23 protein-coding genes, 1 tRNA gene and 1 other RNA gene are annotated in these 19386 nt (G+C 65.9%); 12 read left to right on the top strand and 13 right to left on the bottom strand.

Going from position 1 to position 19386, the window contains the following annotated elements; all coding sequences use genetic code 11:
- Positions 1–145: 145 nt before the first annotated feature.
- A tRNA-Gly gene (locus H3309_RS04650) sits at positions 146–220 on the bottom strand.
- A 107-nt stretch (positions 221–327) separates the two neighbouring features.
- Between H3309_RS04650 and H3309_RS04645 the strand changes: the two genes are divergently transcribed.
- The 3 genes from H3309_RS04645 to H3309_RS04635 all read left to right on the top strand — a co-directional run bounded on the left by H3309_RS04645 (position 328) and on the right by H3309_RS04635 (position 3010).
- Positions 328–1224 (top strand): tetratricopeptide repeat protein, encoded by an 897-nt coding sequence (locus H3309_RS04645; RefSeq protein ID WP_182297598.1) that lies wholly within the window; start codon positions 328–330, stop codon positions 1222–1224.
- On the top strand, positions 1221–1868 hold the full coding sequence (locus H3309_RS04640; RefSeq protein ID WP_182297597.1) for an LON peptidase substrate-binding domain-containing protein: 648 nt from the start codon (positions 1221–1223) through the stop codon (positions 1866–1868). Before H3309_RS04645 ends, H3309_RS04640 begins: the two co-directional genes overlap by 4 nt.
- 68 nt (positions 1869–1936) lie before the next feature.
- Entirely contained in the window at positions 1937–3010 is a 1074-nt protein-coding gene (locus tag H3309_RS04635; RefSeq protein WP_182297596.1) for a hypothetical protein, read from the top strand.
- On the opposite strand, the gene thiE is transcribed toward H3309_RS04635, so the two are convergent.
- The 8 genes from thiE to tkt all read right to left on the bottom strand — a co-directional run bounded on the left by thiE (position 3011) and on the right by tkt (position 9988).
- On the bottom strand, positions 3011–3700 hold the full coding sequence (gene thiE / locus H3309_RS04630; RefSeq protein ID WP_182297595.1) for a thiamine phosphate synthase: 690 nt from the start codon (positions 3698–3700) through the stop codon (positions 3011–3013).
- A complete protein-coding gene (locus H3309_RS04625) occupies positions 3697–4146 on the bottom strand; it encodes a hypothetical protein (protein ID WP_182297594.1) in 450 nt (149 codons plus the stop codon). Before H3309_RS04625 ends, thiE begins: the two co-directional genes overlap by 4 nt.
- 2 nt (positions 4147–4148) lie before the next feature.
- Positions 4149–5063 (bottom strand): class I fructose-bisphosphate aldolase, encoded by a 915-nt coding sequence (locus H3309_RS04620; RefSeq protein ID WP_182297593.1) that lies wholly within the window; start codon positions 5061–5063, stop codon positions 4149–4151.
- Positions 5064–5129: 66 nt separating this feature from the next.
- Positions 5130–5456 carry a type II toxin-antitoxin system PemK/MazF family toxin gene (locus H3309_RS04615; protein WP_182297592.1) on the bottom strand — a complete coding sequence of 109 codons (327 nt, stop codon included), beginning with the start codon at positions 5454–5456 and terminating at the stop codon, positions 5130–5132.
- Complete coding sequence (locus H3309_RS04610) at positions 5453–5734, bottom strand: ribbon-helix-helix protein, CopG family (RefSeq protein ID WP_182297591.1); 282 nt, start codon at positions 5732–5734, stop codon at positions 5453–5455. Before H3309_RS04610 ends, H3309_RS04615 begins: the two co-directional genes overlap by 4 nt.
- Positions 5735–5768: 34 nt before the next feature.
- A complete protein-coding gene (locus H3309_RS04605) occupies positions 5769–6968 on the bottom strand; it encodes a phosphoglycerate kinase (protein WP_182297590.1) in 1200 nt (399 codons plus the stop codon).
- 48 nt (positions 6969–7016) lie between these two features.
- On the bottom strand, positions 7017–8027 hold the full coding sequence (gene gap, locus H3309_RS04600) for a type I glyceraldehyde-3-phosphate dehydrogenase (RefSeq protein WP_182297589.1): 1011 nt from the start codon (positions 8025–8027) through the stop codon (positions 7017–7019).
- Positions 8024–9988 carry a transketolase gene (gene tkt / locus H3309_RS04595; protein ID WP_182297588.1) on the bottom strand — a complete coding sequence of 655 codons (1965 nt, stop codon included), beginning with the start codon at positions 9986–9988 and terminating at the stop codon, positions 8024–8026. Before tkt ends, gap begins: the two co-directional genes overlap by 4 nt.
- Before the next feature lie 173 nt (positions 9989–10161).
- Here tkt and H3309_RS04590 point away from each other — a divergent pair, with 173 nt between their 5' ends.
- The 6 genes from H3309_RS04590 to H3309_RS04570 all read left to right on the top strand — a co-directional run bounded on the left by H3309_RS04590 (position 10162) and on the right by H3309_RS04570 (position 12051).
- Positions 10162–10332 carry a hypothetical protein gene (locus H3309_RS04590; RefSeq protein WP_182297587.1) on the top strand — a complete coding sequence of 57 codons (171 nt, stop codon included), beginning with the start codon at positions 10162–10164 and terminating at the stop codon, positions 10330–10332.
- Positions 10325–10627, top strand: coding sequence for a cell division protein ZapA (locus tag H3309_RS04585; protein WP_182297586.1), 303 nt, complete (start codon positions 10325–10327; stop codon positions 10625–10627). Before H3309_RS04590 ends, H3309_RS04585 begins: the two co-directional genes overlap by 8 nt.
- A gap of 21 nt (positions 10628–10648) precedes the next feature.
- Positions 10649–10802: non-coding RNA, 6S RNA (gene ssrS / locus H3309_RS17875), on the top strand.
- 137 nt (positions 10803–10939) lie between these two features.
- The gene (locus H3309_RS04580) at positions 10940–11515 is read left to right on the top strand and encodes a 5-formyltetrahydrofolate cyclo-ligase (RefSeq protein ID WP_182297585.1); all 576 of its coding nucleotides are present in this window, start codon (positions 10940–10942) and stop codon (positions 11513–11515) included.
- 15 nt (positions 11516–11530) lie between these two features.
- On the top strand, positions 11531–11743 hold the full coding sequence (locus tag H3309_RS04575; RefSeq protein ID WP_182297584.1) for a DUF2842 domain-containing protein: 213 nt from the start codon (positions 11531–11533) through the stop codon (positions 11741–11743).
- On the top strand, positions 11734–12051 hold the full coding sequence (locus H3309_RS04570) for a chorismate mutase (RefSeq protein ID WP_182297583.1): 318 nt from the start codon (positions 11734–11736) through the stop codon (positions 12049–12051). The genes H3309_RS04575 and H3309_RS04570 overlap by 10 nt, the downstream gene beginning before the upstream one ends.
- Positions 12052–12133: 82 nt before the next feature.
- On the opposite strand, the gene H3309_RS04565 is transcribed toward H3309_RS04570, so the two are convergent.
- The 3 genes from H3309_RS04565 to H3309_RS04555 all read right to left on the bottom strand — a co-directional run bounded on the left by H3309_RS04565 (position 12134) and on the right by H3309_RS04555 (position 13947).
- The gene (locus H3309_RS04565; RefSeq protein WP_243453905.1) at positions 12134–12535 is read right to left on the bottom strand and encodes a GFA family protein; all 402 of its coding nucleotides are present in this window, start codon (positions 12533–12535) and stop codon (positions 12134–12136) included.
- A 172-nt stretch (positions 12536–12707) separates the two neighbouring features.
- Positions 12708–13352 carry a DUF4272 domain-containing protein gene (locus tag H3309_RS04560; RefSeq protein ID WP_182297581.1) on the bottom strand — a complete coding sequence of 215 codons (645 nt, stop codon included), beginning with the start codon at positions 13350–13352 and terminating at the stop codon, positions 12708–12710.
- Positions 13342–13947, bottom strand: coding sequence for a TetR/AcrR family transcriptional regulator (locus tag H3309_RS04555; protein WP_182297580.1), 606 nt, complete (start codon positions 13945–13947; stop codon positions 13342–13344). The genes H3309_RS04560 and H3309_RS04555 overlap by 11 nt, the downstream gene beginning before the upstream one ends.
- A 55-nt stretch (positions 13948–14002) precedes the next feature.
- Between H3309_RS04555 and H3309_RS04550 the strand changes: the two genes are divergently transcribed.
- Positions 14003–14851 (top strand): metal-dependent hydrolase, encoded by an 849-nt coding sequence (locus tag H3309_RS04550; RefSeq protein WP_182297579.1) that lies wholly within the window; start codon positions 14003–14005, stop codon positions 14849–14851.
- Positions 14852–14929: 78 nt separating this feature from the next.
- Here H3309_RS04550 and aceA read toward each other — a convergent pair whose 3' ends face one another.
- Complete coding sequence (gene aceA, locus H3309_RS04545; protein WP_182297578.1) at positions 14930–16213, bottom strand: isocitrate lyase; 1284 nt, start codon at positions 16211–16213, stop codon at positions 14930–14932.
- 155 nt (positions 16214–16368) lie between these two features.
- Here aceA and H3309_RS04540 point away from each other — a divergent pair, with 155 nt between their 5' ends.
- Together H3309_RS04540 and aceB are read left to right on the top strand one after the other, a co-directional pair.
- Entirely contained in the window at positions 16369–17742 is a 1374-nt protein-coding gene (locus H3309_RS04540; protein WP_243453846.1) for a helix-turn-helix domain-containing protein, read from the top strand.
- 11 nt (positions 17743–17753) lie between these two features.
- On the top strand, positions 17754–19331 hold the full coding sequence (aceB, locus tag H3309_RS04535) for a malate synthase A (protein ID WP_182297577.1): 1578 nt from the start codon (positions 17754–17756) through the stop codon (positions 19329–19331).
- Positions 19332–19386 lie beyond the last annotated feature (55 nt).

The raw sequence follows: 19386 nt of genomic DNA, 5'->3' as shown, positions 1-19386 counted from the left end.
ACCTGCTGCAATTCATGGGTTAGTTTTCGTCCCCTGTTCGTCTTCAGGCGATCGCAACCCTTGCAACGGCTTCCTAGATGCTTCCACGCCCTTTCCCAGCTTTGCCGGAAGCGTCGCTTGGCGTAAACAGCGCACGCTGGCGCACTGGAGCGGGCGAAGGGATTCGAACCCTCGACTTCAACCTTGGCAAGGTTGCGCTCTACCCCTGAGCTACGCCCGCATCCGTCGCCGGAAGCGCGGCACTAACCAAGCCGCCCGACAAAGGCAAGCCCTTTCCATTCCTTTCAGCCTGCCCCATATCGGCGCGCGACAAACGGAGCATCGCCAGTGGCCAGCCTTTCCATCAGTCCCGCCGAACGCGCCTCGATCGAAGCCTTCCGCCGCGACGTGGTCGAAAAATCCATGACCGGCATCGTCCTCGTCCGCTTTACCGCCGAATGGTGCGGTCCCTGCAAGACGCTCGCCCCCATCATCGATCGCGCCATCGCCGCTGCCGGCGATCCCCGCCTGTCGCAGGTGGTCGTCGATATTGACCAGAACCGCCTGCTCGCCGAGCAATTCCGCATCCAGTCGGTCCCCACCGTCTATGCCTTCGTGCGTGGCCAGCCGGTCGACGGCTTTGCCGGTGCCCGCTCGGAAAAAGACGTCATCGCCTTTATCCAAAAGCTGCTCAGCACCCTCCCCCCCACCGATGCGCAGGCCGACCTCGAAGCCATGGTCGCCGCCGCCAGCGAGGCCCTCGCCGCCGGGGATGCCGAACTCGCCGCAGAAGCCTTCGGCGCTCTTGTCCAGGAACTGCCGGACCGCGCCGATATCGTCGCCGGCTATGCCCGTGCGCTGCTGGCGCTGGGCCATGTGGACGCGGCCCGCTCAACGCTTGCCACCCTTCCCACGGACAGCAAGGATGCCGCCGTCAACCAGGCGCGCGCCGCGCTGGCGCTCGCAGAGACCGCCGTTCCCGATTCGGAAACCGCGACGCTCCAGGCCGCTGTCGCCGCGGACCCCGCCAACCACCAGGCCCGGCTCGATCTTGCCACCGCCCTGATGGCAAAGGGGCAGAACGACGCCGCCGCCGACCATCTGCTCGCCAGCATCGCCGCCGACCGTGGCTGGAACGAGGGCGCCGCGCGCGCCAAACTGCTGCAATTGTTCGAGGCTGTGGGCATGGGCGATCCCTGGACGGTCGCCACCCGCCGCAAACTCTCGGCGATCCTGTTCGCATGACGCCCCCCAGCAGCGCCGCCGACCTGCCCGCGACGCTGCCGGTGTTTCCCCTGGGCGGGGCGATCCTGCTGCCGCGCGCGCTGCTGCCGCTCAATATCTTCGAACCGCGCTACCTCGCCATGGTGCGCGATGCCATGGCCGGCGACCGGATCATCGGCATCGTGCAGCCGCGCGGCGACTGGCGCGGCGAGCGGCCGGACCTGTTCGGCATTGGTGGCGTCGGCCGCATCACGCAATTTTCGGAAACCGGTGACGGCCGTTTCCTGATCGCCCTTACCGGCCTGATGCGCTTTCGCGTGCGCGCCGAGCTGTCCGTCACCACCCCCTATCGCCAGGTTCAACCGGATTATGCGGACTTCGCCGCCGACTGGTCACCCCCGGCACCGCTCGCCGCCACCGCCCGCGCCGCGCTCGAGGACACGCTGCGCAGCTATCTCGACAATCAGGGCCTCAGCGCCGACTGGGAGGCGATTTCCAGCGCCGACGATGAATCGCTGGTCAATACGCTCGCCACCGTCTGCCCGTTCGACAGCGTCGAGCGCCAGGCGCTGGTCGAGGCCCCCACGCTCGCAGCCAGGACCGCCACGCTGACCACGCTGATGACCTTCGCGCAGGGTCCGGAGGACAGCGTCACCCTGCAATAGCTTGCACAGCGCAATGGCTTGCCACAGCCGCCGAGGCGTCGCATCCTGCCCTTGGGGAGGCGGCGGTCATGGCGGAGCAGGCATCGACGCTGAAGATCATCTGGGGCTTCATCCTGATCGGCATCGGCTGGAAGGACATCCACGCCGACGAGATCGAGCGCAGCTATTCGCAGGTGATCCGCGCCTATGGCCTGGCGTTGCGCACCCGCCTTGTCGGCTCCCCGCCCGCCGCCGGTGCCGAGGCAATGGCGGCCGAGATCGATGACGCCATCACGTCCGCCGAGGGCGACGGCAGCACCAGCGACGCCTTTTCACGGCTGATGCAGGTCGAGCTTGCCTATTTCCGCGCTTCCGACCCCGCCAACAAGCTCGCCTCCGCCCAGGCAACCCGCGAACGCTTCGCCCGCGTCGCCGCGCCGGGTGCCGTGACCGCCCGCGAGTCCACCCAACCCGTTGCCCTGTCGCTCACCTGGACGGACGAGATGACCGCCGACACCATCGGCCTGATGAACTATATCCACGCGCAATATATGATGAACATGGCGCGGGAGATGGCGGTCACCCGGCAGAAGACCGCGCTCATCCTGCGGGTGCGCCGCGTGCTGGCCGCCCTGTTCGCGGCCTTCGTCGTCACCGCGCTCGTCCGCCTCGGCTTTGGCTTCGCCGGCCACACCGACCTCGGCGATACGATCCTGAAGCTCGGCGGCGTGCTCTCGGTGATCTTCGCGCTCGGCTATCTCGGTTCCATCGTCAGCGTCACGCAGCGCTTCCAGAAAGCCGTTGATTCGAACGTCATGGGCACCGACCCCGTGTTCACCATCGGTGGGCTGCTGACCGGCCAGCGCGGCATCGACGTCGCCATGCTGTCCGCCGGCGTCTTCGCGCTGTTGCTCTATGTCCTGTTCGCCAGCGGCATGGCCTCGGCGCTCGGCCTGTCGGGCGGCGTCTTCCCCGCGGTCGACAACTGCCCGGCGCTCGCCGCCACCACCCAGATGGGAGACATTGGCCGGCTGATGGGCTTCTGCGGCAGCGCCGACCTGCTGCGCATGTTCATTTTCGCCTTCCTCGCCGGCTTTTCCGAACGACTGGTGCCGGATGTCATCAACCGCATCGCCGACCGCACCGCCGTCAGCGAGAAATAGCTACCCCGCCATCACCGCCGCGAACGCCCGCACATTCGCCGCCGGGTCGCCATTCCACACGCCCGCGCTGACCGCCAGGAAATCGGCGCCGGCCGCCACCAGCGGCGCCGCGTTCGCCGGCGTGATCCCGCCGATGGCAACACAGGGCAGCTGGCTGATCGTCGTCCACCAGCTCAGGATCGCCGGCTCCGGCCGGTGCTCGCTGGGCTTGGTCGTCGTCGGGTAAAAGGCCCCGAACGCCACATAATCCGCGCCGGCCTCCCCCGCCTCGAACGCCAGGTCGCGGCTGGCATGGCAGGTCACGCCAATCTGCGCTTCCCGCCCCAGCAGCGCGCGCGCATCCGCCACGCTGCCATCCCCCTGCCCCAGATGCACGCCGTCGGCGCCACAGGCCGCGGCAAGATCAGCCCGGTCGTTGACGATGAACGCCACCTCCGCCGCCGCGCAGATCGGTTGCAACACCGCCGCCGCCGCGAGAACATCGGCATCAGCCACACCCTTCATCCGCAACTGATAGGCCGCGACCGACCCCGCCCCCAGCGCTGCGCGCAGTGCCTCGGAATGCGTAGCGAGGTCGAATGCCGGCGGCGAGATCAGATAAAGCTGACACGCCGGCCGCCGCTCGGCTCGAAACCGCTCGGCAAAGTCCGGGCCGGGTTCGAAATCAAATGATGTTTCGTTGATGTTCATTTGGGAAGTTTATCCCAGAAGTTTTCGTATTTTTCGGCAAATCTCCAAGAAATTCCAGGAAACTTTTCGCGATAACCGGTAACACCCCTTTTCTCGGCTGCCGCTGCTGCCCTTATTGATTCTTGGTTTAACCCCTCATTGGCCTCCGTTTGCGATAAAACAAAAAAACGATTTTTTTCATCGTTGGGCATAAATGCCAATACATAAAATATGTCATTTCTGTCCGGTTTCTTTTTTACTGTCCAGTAATTTCTCTTATATAGGCCTTTTACATCAATGCCAAAATTAACCCCGTTCGGGCTTGAAACCATTAAATCCTTTGTAGGGTGATTGCCCATCGTTAGAGCAACTTCATATCCGCGTTTGCACAGCTCACTCGCTACCGCAAACTGCGCTGCCCACTGCGTTTGATGGCTTGAACGCCGTTCGGGTTTAGTTTCGGCCAATTCTATTCCTGCCCCAGATAGATCCGCACGATCTTGTCCAGCAGCGCCAGCGCCTCGTCCCGCGGCCGCTGGAAGCTGTTGCGGCCGATGATGCTGCCATTGCCGCCGCCATCACGAATGTCCCGCGCGTCCTGATACACCGCGTCTGCGCCCTTGGTCGCGCCGCCACTGAACACCACGATCCGCCGGCCGTTGAAGCAGCTCTGCACCACATGCGCCACCCGCTTCGCCTGGGTGCTGCTGTCAAAGCCTTCATACGCCTTCTTCGCGTCCTTCTGCTCGATATGATCGCTGGGCAGCTTCACCTTGATGATATGCGCCCCCAACAGTGCTGCCATATGCGCCGCATAGGCGCCCACATCCAGCGCCAGCTCGCCTTCCTTGCTCAGCTTGCCGCCGCGCGGATAGCTCCAGATCACCGTCGCCAGGCCTACCGACTTCGCCTCGGCCGACATCTCCTTGATCTCTTCCATCATGTCGAAGCAGTCGTCCGCCCCCGGATAGATGGTGAAGCCGATCGCCGAGCAGCCCAGCCGCAGTGCGTCATCCACCCCGCCGGTCAGCGCCTGGTTTACCCCTGTTGCCCAGCTGTTCGAGCTGTTCACCTTCAGGATGGTAGGGATCTGCCCGGCGAAGGTCGCGGCGCCGGCCTCCAGCATCCCGAGCGGCGCGGCATAGGCGGACAGCCCCGCGTCGATCGCCAGCTGGAAATGATAGTGCGGGTCGTAGCCGGCGGGGTTGACGGCAAAGCTGCGCGCCGGCCCATGTTCGAACCCCTGATCCACCGGCAGGATCACCATCTTCCCCGTGCCGCCCAGCCGGCCCTGCATCAGCATCCGCGCCAGGTTGGCGCGTGTTCCCGGATTGTCGCTTTCATAATTGGCAAGAATGGCGCGCACGGCAGGGGTCATGGTCATCGAAAGCTCCGCATACGAATGTATGGCGCGGGCGATAGCCGGGCCGCCCGGCAGAGGCAACCGCCGTTACAGTTCCAGCCAACGTCGCAATGCGGCATCCACCTGCACCATTGTGGATCGGTCAAGCATCCCGATCGTGGGCCCGATATGGGCCACCGCCACGGAATAGATCAGGTCCACTTCGACATCAGATGGTCGCTTCAAGCCATTTGAATCCGACGGAAGGACATGAACACGGAACAGCGAACTGTCACTCAGTTGGGTGGTCAGCGGACAAATGGTCAGATAGCTACGGTCGGGAAGCGCCCGATTGGTCTGAACGATCACGCACGGACGCGCTTTGCTTGTCGGACTGTGCGGTTCGCGCACAATGACGAGCTCACCGCGCTTCATGCCGGCGGACCGTTCGGACCCCAATCATAACCGCCGTCCATGGCATCAAGCGACCGCAACCAAGCCTTTGTCCCATCGCCGCCGGTGTCGATTTCAGCGCGCGCTTCCCGTGCCTTTCGCAGCGTCGCCAACTGCCTTTCCCATTCGGCATCCTCACTATGTCGGTCCAGATATTCCCTCACCGCCACCCGCGCGATGTCACTCCGCGTCCGGCGCGTCTCCGCCGCGTGCTGCGCCAAACGCTTTTCCGTCGCCGCATCCAGCCGCAAACCCAACATCGCCGCCTCCGTTCAACATGTTGAACATAGCGTGTCAGGCTGCCTGTCGCAACGCCTCCACCCCCGGCAACGTCTTGCCCTCCATCCATTCCAGGAACGCCCCACCCGCGGTGCTGACGAAGGTAAAGGCCTCCGCCACCCCGGCATGGTTCAGCGCCGCCACGGTATCGCCACCCCCCGCCACGCTCACCAGGCCGCCGTCCTCGGTAAGTGCCGCCGCCGTCCGCGCCAGCGCCACCGTCGCCCGGTCGAACGGCTCGATCTCGAACGCCCCCAGCGGCCCGTTCCAAACCAGCGTGGTGCAGGTTTTCAGCACATCACCCAGCGCCTCCACAGCGTCCGGGCCGATGTCCAGCACCATCGCGTCCGCCGGAATCTCGTGAATGTTCACCACCTCGCTGGGCGCCTGCGCCCGGAATGCCCGCGCCACCACCACGTCATAGGGCAAGTGGACGGTGCACCCCGCCGCGTCGGCGCGCGCCAGTATTTCGCGCGCCGTCTCGCCCAGCTCATGCTCGCACAGGCTCTTGCCCACATCCACGCCGCGCGCCGCCAGGAAGGTGTTCGCCATCCCGCCACCGATGATCAGATGGTCGACCTTCCCCACCAGGTTGCGCAGCACGTCCAGCTTGGACGAGACCTTCGCCCCGCCCACCACCGCCGCCACCGGGCGTTCGGGCGCCCCCAGTGCCCGCTGCAGCGCGCTCAACTCGGCCTGCATCGTGCGCCCGGCATAGGCCGGCAGAACATGCGCCAGCCCCTCGGTGGAAGCATGCGCCCGGTGCGCGGCGCTGAAGGCATCGTTGACATACAGCGTCCCCAGCCGCGCCATGGCCGCCACCAGCGCCGGGTCGTTGGCCTCCTCGCCGGCGTGGAAACGCGTGTTCTCCAGCACAGCCACATCGCCCGGCGCCATCGCGGCCACGGCCGCCTCGGCTTCCGCGCCGGCGCAGTCGGCCACGAACGCCACGGGTCGCCCCAGCACCTCCCCCAGCGCCGCCACCACCGGCCGCAAGCTGAGCGCCGGATCAACCCCCTTCGGCCGGCCGAAGTGCGACAGCACCAGCACCACCGCGCCCCTGTCCGCCAGGGTGGCAATCGTCGCCACCGCCGCGCTCAGCCGGGTGGCATCGCTCACCCGTCCATCGACCATCGGCACGTTCAGATCGGCGCGCACCAGCGCCCGCTGCCCGCGCAAGTCCATCGGCAGCTCATCCAGCGTCCGGAAAGCCATTCCCTATCCTCTTTGCCTTGGTGTCACCCCGGCGCCCGGCGCAGGGGTTTACAGAAATCGGCCCATCGCCACCGCGGTGTCGGCCATCCGGTTGGAAAAACCCCATTCATTGTCATACCAGCTCACCACGCGCACCAGCATGCCGTCGATCACCGCCGTCTCCAGGCTGTCGACCGTGCTCGACGCCGGCGCATGATTGAGATCGATGCTCACCAGCGGCTCGTCGGTAAAATCCAATATGCCCTTCAGCGGACCGGACTCCGATGCCGCCTTCAGCGCCGCATTGATCTCCGCCTTGCTCGTTGCCCGTCCCGGCACGAAGGTCAGGTCCACCAGGCTGACATTCGGCGTCGGCACCCGCACCGCGCTGCCGTCCAGCTTGCCCTTCAGCTCCGGCAGCACTTCGCCCACCGCGCGCGCGGCGCCCGTCGTCGTCGGAATCATGCTCATCGCCGCTGCCCGCGCCCGCCGCGGATCGTCGTGAATCTGGTCCAGGATCTTCTGATCGTTGGTATAGGCATGAATCGTCGTCATCAGCCCGCGTTCGATCCCTACAGTCTCGTGCAGCACCTTCGCCACCGGGGCCAGGCAGTTCGTCGTGCAGCTGGCGTTCGACACGATCCGATGCTCGGCGGTCAGCCTGTCATGGTTCACGCCATAGACCACAGTCAGGTCCACACCCTTCCCCGGCGCGGAGATTAGCACGCGCTTCGCCCCTGCCGCCAGATGCGCGCCCGCCTTGGCGGCATCGGTGAAGAACCCCGTGCACTCCAGCGCGATGTCCACGCCCATCTCGCCATGCGGCAGTTTCGCCGGATCGCGCTCCGCCGTCACGCGGATGCGCTTGCCATTCACCACCATCGCATCGCCGTCCACGCTCACGCTGCCACCGAACGGTCCGTGCACGCTGTCGCGCTTCAGCAACCGGGCATTCGCCTCCGGGCTGGCGAGATCGTTGATCGCCACCACCTCGATATCGTCGCGGCCGGACTCGACAATCGCCCGCAACACGTTGCGCCCGATGCGCCCAAAGCCATTAATGGCAACCCTGATCGTCATGCTCGCTCCTTCAACCGCTCGCCGACTTTTGCGGCGATGTTCGCGGGCGTCAGCCCGAAATGCTCATACAGTGCCTCGATGGGCGCGCTCGCGCCAAAACTGTCGATGCCGAAGGTCATCCCGTCGGTGCCGACGATGCGCTCCCATCCCAGCGTCGCGCCGGCCTCGATGCTCACCTTCAGCACATCGGCTGGGAACAGATCGGCGAACAGCGCCCAAGGCTGCGCCATCAGCCGCTCCCAGCAAGGCAGGCTGACCACATCGGCCCCGATGCCCTGCGCCTCCAGCAGCTTGGCGGTATCGGCCGCGATGGCAACCTCGCTCCCCGTTGCCACCAGCACCACCCGCCGCGGCGCCGTCGCCGGCACCAGCCGGTAACCGCCCGTCGCGCAGCGCATCCCGGCATCAACCCGCAGCTGCGGCAGATTCTGCCGGCTCAGCGCCAGCACGCTCGGCCGGGTCCGGTCCGCCAGCGCGAGCGCCCAGCATTCCGCTGTCTCCACAGCGTCCGCCGGACGATACACCGCCAGGTTCGGCATCGCCCGCAGGCTCATCAGATGCTCGACCGGCTGGTGCGTCGGGCCGTCCTCGCCCAGACCGATGCTGTCATGCGTCAGCACATAGACCACGCCAACCCGCTGCAAGGCGGACATGCGGATCGCGTTGCGCATGTAATCGCTGAACACCAGGAAGGTGCCGCCATAGGGGATGATCCCGCCATGCAGCGCCAAGCCGTTCATGGCCGCCGCCATGCCGAACTCGCGAACACCCCAATAGACATAGCGCCCGCCATAGTCCTGCGCGCTGAACGGTTTCGTGGCCGCCGTCTTGGTGTTGTTGGACCCCGTCAGATCGGCCGAGCCACCAACCATCGCCGGCACGGCTTCGGTCAGCACCCCCAACGCCATCTCGCTCGCCTTCCGTGTCGCCACCTTCGCCGGATTGGTCAGCAGCGCCGCCACATGCCCGTCGATCAGGCCGGCATCCGGCACCGCGCCGAACCGCACCTTCAGCGCCGCACCTTCGGCACCCGCCGCGCGCGCTTCCCAAGCCTGGCGTTCACCTGCCCCACGCGCGCCCACGGCCCGCCACGCCGCGGCGATATCGTCCGGGATCTCGAACGGCGCACTGTGCCAGCCCAACGCCACGCGCGTCGCGGCAATCTCCGCCGCCCCCAGCGCGGCGCCATGGCTGTCCTTGCTCCCCGCCTTGGTCGGCGCTCCATAACCGATCGTCGTCCGGCACGCGATCAGGCTCGGCCGTTCATCATCCCGCGCCTCGGCCAGCGCCCGCGCCACATCCCCATCATCATGACCGTCGCACGCCACCACATGCCAGCCGGCCGCCGCGAACCGTCCTGCCATATCCTCGCTGGTCGACAGCGAGGTCGGTCCGTCGATGCTGATCCGGTTGTCATCCCACAGCACATTCAGCCGACCCAGCCGATGATGGCCCGCGATCCCGATCGCCTCCTGGCTCACGCCCTCCATCAAACAACCATCGCCGGCGATCACCCAGGTGCGATGATCGACCAGCGCATCGCCATGCACCGCGTTCAGGTGGCGCTCGGCCATCGCCATGCCCACGGCCATCGCCAGGCCCTGCCCCAAGGGGCCGGTGGTGCACTCCACGCCCGCCAGTTCAAAATTCTCCGGATGCCCGGCACAGGGCGACCCCAATTGCCGGAACCGCCGGATATCGTCGATCGTCGGCCGCGCATAGCCGGTCAGGTGCAGCAGGGCGTAGATCAACATGCTGCCATGACCCGCGGACAGCACGAAGCGATCCCGGTCCGGCCAGTCCGGCGCGTTGGCGTCGAATTTCAGATATTGCCGGAACAGCACGGTCGCCGCGTCCGCCATGCCCATTGGCATCCCCGGATGGCCGCTGTTCGCCGCCTCCACCGCGTCCATGGCAAGCGCGCGGATGGCATTGGCCATGCTGCGGTTGGTCATTGTCATCGGCGCATCAAATCCCTGTGCTGGCCCGCAAATCCGAATCAGGCCCCGGCGCGGCGCCTCCCTGTTGCAAGCCATGACGGCAAAATCAATCGCCGCGCCGCAACGCCGGTTGACGGGCGCCAAGATGCCGTCCTATCAATTCCCTTTAAGTCTTTGCGTTGTGGGGGAAGTGCATGACGGCAGCGGAGGCATCATCCGGCGCGCCCGCCGCGCGGCTTGCCGCCGCCCTTGCCCGCATCGAACGCGCGATTGCCGTGCGCGACGCGCGCCACCAGCGGCTCCGCCACGAAGCCACCGCCGCACTCGCCGATCTCGACCGGCTGATCGCCCGCAGCAATGGCTGAGGTTTCGGTCAGCGTCGGCGGCCGCCACTATCGCCTGACGTGCCGCGACGGAGAGGAAGCGCAGATCCGCACCGCCGCCGCGCATATCGCGAGCAAGACCGACGCGCTCACCGCCGGCCTCGGCCCGATACCCGAAGGCCAGCTGCTGCTGATGGCCGGTCTGATGATCACCGACGAGCTCTTTTCCGCCCGCAATGGCAGCGGCGCGCCCTCCACGCCGGCCGACGACCCCGTCCTGCTCGCCGCCATCGCCCGTCTCGAGGCCCTTGCCGACAAGCTTGAAGCCGATGGCTGAAGCGCTTACCTTGCTTGATGGCGGGAACTGCCGGGTGCGCGTCAACTGTATCCCTGAGGCGATTCCACATCCACGGGGGCTGTCCCTGTCCGCATCCTGGTGCGGTGCATATGGTCCCCACCTGACGTACTTGGCGTCAGAGGATCCAACGACAAACGGCCCACGCGGTCCCGCCACAGCCTTTTCTGTTTCGGCGCGGCGGAAACAGGGCGGCACCGGCCCGCTCCCCCACCCGCCCACCCAACGCCAGTATCCTATGGGTGGCCGGGTGGGGGAGCGGGCCAGTGCCGACTCCGCCAAAGGCGGCCAAAGATGATCCCCCGCGCCGATGTCCGCCGCGCCATGCGCGCCCGCTGCGCCGCCTATGTCCGCGCGCTGACCGCCGGCGAACGCGCCGAACAGGCACAGGCGCTGGCCGACCTGGTCGCCCCCGCCCTGCCCCGCCGCGGCGTCTTCGCCAGCTACGCTCCGATGGGGGACGAGATCGACACCGCCCCGCTCGAGGCCCTCGCCCTTGAACGCGGCATGACGCTTGCCTTCCCCAAGGTGCGCGGTACCGCACCGCTCAGCTTCCACCGTTGCCGCCGCGACCAGCTCATCCCCGGCTTCAAGCGCATTCCCGAACCCCCGGCCGACGCGCACCCCGTCCGGCCGGACGTTGCCCTCGTCCCGCTGATCGCTGCGGATCGTTTTGGCAACCGCCTGGGTCAGGGCGCCGGCCATTGGGACCGCACGCTTGCCTGGTTGCGCGCTCAGAGCGGCCCTGGCGTGCTTGCCATCGGCATCGGCTGGGACATGCAGCGCGTCTCCCACGTCGCCGCCGAGCAATGGGACCAGCCGCTCGATGCGCTTGCGACACCAACGCGCTTCCAGTTCTGCCTGCGTTAGTCTAACCCGCTGCGCATGGAGCCCGTTCCCCAGCTTCGCCGCCCGTTCGGCATCATCCTGCTCTGCCTCTACCTCTTCGCCTATGTGCTGGGCGCCGCCATGCTCTTCACCCCCATCGAGCGCCTGCATGTGCTGCTGCAACTGCCGATCTGGCTGATCCTCGGGCTCGCCTGGCTGCTGCCGCTGAAACCCTTCCTGCGCTGGATGGAGACCGGCCAATGGCGGTGATCGACCGGCCGCTCACGCCCGCCGAGGCCAGCACCATGGCCGAGGTCCGCGCCGGCGTCGACGCGCTCGATGCCCGGCTGGTGGCGCTGATCGCCGAACGCTTCGCCTGGATGGACGCCGCCGCCCGCATCAAGCCAACGCGCGCCGCCGTGCGCGACGAAGCACGCAAGGCCCAGGTCATCGCCAACGCCCGCGCCCATGCCGAAACCCACGGCCTCAACCCCGCCGCCATCGCCGAACTGTGGGACACCCTGGTCGAAGCCAGCATCGCCCACGAGTTCCAAGAATGGGACCGGCTGCGGCGGTAGCCGACAACGCCTGACGGGCTGATGTGCCGCGACAAACGACACACGCCCATCGCCATCGGGTTGAAATCATTCGAATCCTGCTTCAGTCGATGACGCGCGGGGGTCGGACATAACCGAAATCGCCGCTGCCCGGCCATGCCCTTCCATCCGGATAGCGCATCTCGACACCCGACAGCTCTCGCTCATCAGCCAGCCGCATGTTCACACCAACCACCGCATTGCCGAATTTCTCAACCGCGGCTTCGCTCAGCTCGAAATGGGACGTGGCGCCGCACGTTCCGCAGAACCGGATGATGGCACCCGGTTCCGCCTTGTCCGCCCGGCGATATCCCAACGTCGAGCCGTTCACTCTGACCTCCCGCGGGTCAAAATAGCCCCATATGGCCCCTGTCTTCATGCACAGGGAACAATTGCATTCATGAATGAAGTCGGGCCGTCGTTGTACGCATAGCGTCACCGACCCGCAATGACAGGACAGTTCCACGCTCAAATCGACCTCACTTGGCATGCTCCACCAAATTCATCGGGGCAGGTTACAAACAAATCATCAGATGATCGGTCCTTCCATTTGCTTTTGCACATTCCAAATGATCCCTTATCACATCCATTAACCATAGAACGCCTAGCTTCACCGCTCATGGGCAAACCGATCACCATCAGGTGTCTGTCGTCACATCATCCCAATCGCACTCTCCATATCCGATCAACCAATTCAACGCATGGTGGCGCTCCATCACCACCCCCTCATCCAACCCACCCGGCACGGGCATTTCCGAGAGCTGAGCCTCACGCACGGCCCAGTGCAAGCGATAGATCAAATCGACCTCATCCAGAATCTCGTCAGCCGACCTCGTTCCGACACCCTCCCAAAAGCCATGCGGGATGGTTTTCCAGAAATCGGACAGATACTCGAAATTGAAGTCTTCGGTCGGGAACGACAATTCCTCCATCAGACCGGTCGCCCACATCAACGGAACCATCGCCTCGCAGCGCCAACTGAACTGCACGCGATCATGGTGCGATGGCGTTGCCGACGAAAGAAAAGCACGCTCTTTCGGCGAAAGATGCTCTGTCAGACTCCACCGTTCCAGCAGCGATTGCGCGCCCGCAACGCTCTCAAGCGCCGCATAGGAAACTGCAAACAGGCACATTGCCCGTCGAATCACCTCCTTGCCGTCGCGAAGCCTGATCTCGTTCGAATTCTCAACAATGGGCAAATCCGGATTGATAGGAATATCCAGTCGCAGCAGCAGCGCTTCGGATCGTTCCTTTCGTTCCAACGCTCCCCGGTCACCCGGCATGTGTATTCTCTTCCATCCGCGCCATGTTCGCCGGCAGGGCCAGCAGCCGCTCCGTCGCCAGCACCCGCGCGGCGTCGCGCGGCAGGCCCAGCGCGTCCGCCATAGCCGCGCCCAGCAGCGCGTCGCCCATCGCCGCCAGCACCAGCATCAGCGTCTCGCGGTGCAGCGCCGGCGCGTCATGCCCCTCGCCCAGTTCGTCCACCAGCGAATGGATCATCGCCACCACCGGATTGAGCGCGCTCTCGTTGCCGTTCAGGATCATCCAGGTCGCCAGCGCCCCCGCCCCTTCCCGGTCGAAGGCGTCGAACACCAGGTCCACCACCGCACGCGGATCGGGCGCCCTGGCCCGGTTCGCCACCACCACGCGGGTGATCTCCGCGCACACCCGCGCCGCCAGATGCGCCGCCAGCGCACTCTGCAACCCTGCCGCGCTGCCGAAATGATGCAGCAGATTGGCATGCGTCCGGCCCATGCGGGCCGACACCGCCTTCAGCGTCACCGCCGCCGGCCCCGCCTCCACCAGCAGCCCGCTCGCCGCCTCCAACGCGGCTGCGCGACTCTCCTCCTGGGTGAAGCGCCGCTTCTCTGTTGACATTTGTGTCAATAGCGTCCATTCACATCATTGTCAGTCCACCACCGGATTATCACCCATGGCCACCACAAAGTCACCCGCCGACCTCACCATCACCCCGCGCGACCGTCGCTTCGGCCGCGGCACCGCCCACGCCCGCTGGTGGATGGGCGGCGATCCGGTCGCCACCGCCTTTTACAACGCGCTCTCGGCCACCTTCCCGCTGGGGGAGGCGTATTTCGTCGAGTCGGTAAAGGCGTTCCGCGACGATGCGCCCCCAAAACTTGCCGCCGAAATCCGCGCCTTCGTCGCGCAGGAGGTGGCCCACAGCCGCGAACATCTCGCCTTCAACCGCCGCGCGGTCGAATCGGGCTATGACCTCAGCCGCATCGAGGCCGGGGTGGCGCAGTCGCTGGCGCTCACCAAGGGTCGACCCCCCATCCTCGACCTCGCCGTCACCATGGCGCTCGAACATTACACCGCCATCATGGCGCAGCGCATGCTGTCCGACCCCCACGCCTTTGCCGCCGCCGACCCGGAACAGCAGGCGCTCTGGCGCTGGCACGCCATCGAGGAGATCGAACACAAGGGCGTCGCTTATGACACCTGGCTGCACGCCACCCGCGATTGGTCGCGCGGCAAGCGCTGGCGGGTCAAGGCGCTGCTGATGCTGCTGACCAGCCGCAACTTCTGGAAAAACCGCTACGCCAACATGCTCGACCTGCTGGCGCAGGACGGCATCACCGGCGCCCGCGCCCATGCCCGCATCCTGTGGTTCCTGTTCGGCAACCCCGGCGCGCTGCGCACCCTTTTCTTTCCCTGGCTCGCCTTCTTCCTGCCCGGCTTCCACCCCTGGAACCATGATGACCGCGACCTGATCGCCCGCGCTGACCTGGACCCGCTGCTGCCCGGCGCTCAGGCCGCCTGAGAGTCGGCGAATGCCACGCATGGAAACGGCGCCGCGTTCTCCCCGAACGCGGCGCCGTCACCCTCCCCGGGTGTTTCGTTACGCGGCCTTCTCGAACTGTGCCGCTTCCGTTGATTCCTTCAGCGCGGTCGTGCTTGATTGCCCGCCGCTGATCGCTTCCGCCACCGCATCGAAATAGCCGGTGCCGACCTCGCGCTGGTGCCGCGTCGCGGTGTAGCCCTTGGCCTCGCTGGCGAACTCCGCCTGCTGCAGTTCGGAATAGGCAGCCATGCCGCGGTCACGATAGCCGACCGCCAGCTCATACATGCCATGGTTCAGGCTGTGGAAGCCCGCCAGCGTCACGAATTGATATTTATACCCCATCGCTCCCAGCTCGCGCTGATATTTGGCAATGGTGTCCTTGTCCAAATTCTTCTCCCAATTGAAGCTGGGCGAGCAGTTATACGCCAGCATCTTGTTGGGGTGCACCTTGCGGATCGCCTCGGCAAAGCGCTTGGCATCGTCCAGGTTCGGGTGGCTCGTTTCCCACCACAGCAGGTCGGCATGGCTGGCAAAAGCCAGACCGCGCTTGATGCAATGATCCACCCCCGTGCCGGGCTTCAGGCGGAAGAAACCCTCCGGCGTGCGCTCGCCGGTCAGCCACTCATGGTCGCGCTCGTCGATGTCGCTGGTCATCAGCATCGCGCTTTCGGCATCCGTCCGCGCGCAGATCACTGTCGGCACGCCCATCACGTCCGCCGCCAGCCGTGCCGCGTCCAGGTTGCGAATATGCGCCTGGGTCGGGATCAGCACCTTGCCGCCCAGGTGGCCGCACTTCTTCTCGCTCGCCAGCTGGTCCTCATAATGCACGCCGGCCGCACCTGCCTCGATATAGGCCTTCATGATCTCGAAACAGTTCAGCGGCCCGCCAAAGCCGGCTTCGGCATCCGCCACGATCGGCGCGAACCAATCCCGCTTCACGCCGCCTTCGCTATGCTCGATCTGGTCGGCGCGCTGCAACGCCCGGTTGATCCGCCGCGCCAGCTCCGGCCCGGCGTTCGCCGGATAGAGTGACTGGTCGGGATACATCGCCCCCGCGGTGTTGGCATCGGCCGCCACCTGCCAACCCGACAGATAGATGGCCTTCAACCCGGCGCGCACCTGCTGCATCGCCTGGTTGCCGCTCATTGCCCCCAGCGAGTTGATGTAGGGCTCGGTCTTCAGCAGCTCCCACAGTTTCAGCGCGCCACGCCGCGCCAGCGTATGTTCAATCTGAACCGAACCGCGCAGACGCTCGACATCCGCCGGCGTATAAGGCCGCTCGATCCCATCGAAGCGCCCCGCCGGCGCCGGCACCACATCATAAAAGCTCTTCGACACCATCTTTTCCTTTGACAGATTTTTTACCGGGAATGCAGCACCCGCTTGACCTCTGACGGCCGTTCCGTCAAGAAATAGCGACAAGACGGGGGCGAAATCGGGTTTATTGGTTCAATCTTTACCCTCCAATGTTGTAAATTTGTGAAAGTATTGACAATTTGGCCAGCGCCGCCGAAAGCAACCGCAAACTCTTCGCCGGCCCCCGCGTCCGCCGGCTGCGCACCTCGCTTGGCCTCACGCAAACCCGCATGGCGCAGGATCTCGGGGTCTCCATCAGCTACCTGAACCTCATCGAGCGCAACCAACGCCCGGTCACCGCCGCCGTGCTCCTGCGTCTCGCCGATCTCTACGATCTCGACGTCCGCACGCTGACCGACAGCAATTCCGACCGCCTGTCGCACGATGTCACCGCCACGCTCGCTGCCGAGCCCGCCATCAGCCGCGCCGAAATCCGTGATTTCATCGAGGCGCACCCGACCATCGCCGCCGCGCTCACCCGCCTCGCCAGTACCGCGCCCTCCGCATCAGCCGCCCCCACCGACCCGCTCGCCACCGTCCGCCGTGCCATGCTCGACCGGCAAAATCATTTCGCCACCCTCGATGCCCATGCAGAGGCGGTCTCCGACGAACTGCGCCTGTCCGCCACAGGCCTTTACGCCGCCTTGCAGGATCGCCTGCGTGCCCGCCACGGTCTTACCCTGCGTGTCCTTCCCACCGACGTCATGCCGGGCGCGCTCCGCCGGCTCGATTGGCACAACCGGCAACTTCACCTGTCCGAGGCCCTGGACGGCGCCTCGCGCACCTTCCAGGCCGCGCACCAGCTCGCCCTGCTCGACGCCAAGGCCGAGATCACTGCTGAGGTCGCCGCCGCGTCGCTCGCCGATCCCATCGCCCAGCGCATTTTCACCGCCAACCTCGCCAGCTATTGGGCCGCCGCGCTGATGATGCCCTACGCCCGCTTCCATGCCGCCGCCGAGGCGCTCGGCTATGACCTCGAACTGCTCCAGGCCCGCTTCGGCGCGGGCTTCGAACAGGTCGCGCACCGGCTCACCACCCTGCAACGCGCCGGCGCGCGCGGCATCCCCTTCATCATGCTGCGCGTTGACCGCGCCGGGCAAATCTCCAAACGCCTCGCCGCCGGCCGCTTCCCCTTTGCCGAGGAGGGCGGCCAATGCCCGCTCTGGGTGCTGCACGCCGCCTTCGAATCCCCCACCCGCATCCTCACCCAGGTCGCCGAGGTCGAAAGCGGCGAACGCCTCTTCACCATCGCCCGCACCGTCCGGCCCCAGGTCACCCCCTGGGGTGCGGTACAGCCACGTTTCGCCATTGCGCTTTCCTGCGGCCTCGACCATGCGCGCGGCCTCACCTACGCCACCGGCCTCGACCTCATGACCCTTCCCCCCACCCCCATCGGCTCCGGCTGCACCGCCTGCCGCCGCGACAACTGCCGCCAGCGTTCCGCGCCACCATCGGGCGCCACGCTTGCCATCGATCCCGCCGCGCGCGGCCTCACCGCATTCCAGTTCACCTGAAAGGCATTTTCATGACCGGCATCACTCTCCACGGCGCCCCCGTTCCCGGCGGCGAGACCATCCTGACCGACGCGGCGCTCGCCTTCATCGCCCACCTGCACCGCATGTTCGATCCCACCCGGCAATCGCTGCTCCGTGCCCGCGACGACCGCAAACGCTGGTGGCAGGCCGGCAACAGCCTCGATTTCGCGCCGGAAACCTCGTCCGTCCGGGATGGGCATTGGCAGATCAGCGGCACACCCGCCGACCTGCTCGATCGCCGCGTCGAAATCACCGGGCCGTGCGACCGCAAGATGGTGATCAATGCGCTGAACAGCGGCGCCAAATGCTTCATGGCCTGCATGGAGGACGCCACCAGCCCGACGTGGCACAATATCATCGACGGCCAGATCAACCTGCGCGACGCCGTGCACCGCACCATCAATCTCGAAGACAAGGGCAAATCCTACAAACTCAACGACATCATTGCCACGCTGATCTTCCGCCCGCGCGGCTGGCACCTGCCCGAAACCCACATTCGCGTCGATGGTGAGGAAGTCTCCGGCGCCATCGTCGATTTCGCGCTCTATTTCTTCCACAACGCCCGCAGACTCGTGGAAAATGGCTCCGGCCCTTATTTCTACCTGCCGAAGATGGAACATTATCTCGAAGCCCGGCTGTGGAACAACATCTTCGTCACGGCCCAGTCGATCCTTGGCCTGCCGCTCGGCACCATCAAATCGACCGTGCTCATCGAAACCCTCCCCGGCGCGTTCATGGCCGACGAAATCCTCTACGAACTGCGCGACCATATCGTCGCCCTCAACTGCGGCCGCTGGGACTATATCTTCAGCTACATCAAGTGCCTGGGGCATGACGCCAACAGTGTCCTGCCCGACCGCTCTGCAGTCACCATGGCCAGCCCCTTCATGGCGCACTATGCCGCCCATGTCGTGCGCACCTGCCACCGCCGCAACGCCCACGCCATGGGCGGCATGAGCGCCTTCATCCCGGTGAAGGACGACGAGGCAAAGAACAGCGCCGCCTTCGCCGCGGTGAAGGCCGACAAGGAACGCGAGGCCACGCTGGGCCATGACGGCACCTGGGTCGCCCACCCCGGCCTGGTCGGTGTCGCCATGGAAGTGTTCGACCGGCTGATGCCAGGCGCCAGCCAGCGCGAGAAAATCCCCGCCGGTACCGTCTCCGCCGCCGAACTTCTCGCCGCCCCCGAAGGTCCGAAGACCCGCGCCGGCCTCGCGATGAACATCAATGTCGCCATCGGCTACATCGCCGCCTGGCTGCGCGGGCAAGGCGCGGTACCACTCCACAACATGATGGAGGACGCCGCCACCGCCGAGATAAGCCGCACACAACTGTGGCAATGGCGCACCCAGGGCGTCACGCTGGACAGCGGCGAAACCGTCACCGCCGCACTGATCAACGCCGAAATCCAGGCCCAGCTTGCCGTCTGGAAAGATGCCGTGGGCGACAATTTCTTCGCCACCGGCCGCTATGCCGAGGCCGCCACCATCCTCAGCGACCTTGTCCTCGCCAAGACGCTGCCGGATTTCCTGACCACGCCCTGCTACCGCCAGTTCATGGCGGCCTGAGAAACTGGACGCGGCCCCTCCGCCCGGCTAACAGGCCGCGTCCAACATCTGCCTT

This window comes from Sandaracinobacteroides saxicola (assembly GCF_014117445.1).
Classification (GTDB): domain Bacteria; phylum Pseudomonadota; class Alphaproteobacteria; order Sphingomonadales; family Sphingomonadaceae; genus Sandaracinobacteroides_A; species Sandaracinobacteroides_A saxicola.
This window is presented reverse-complemented; position numbering and strand designations above follow the sequence as displayed.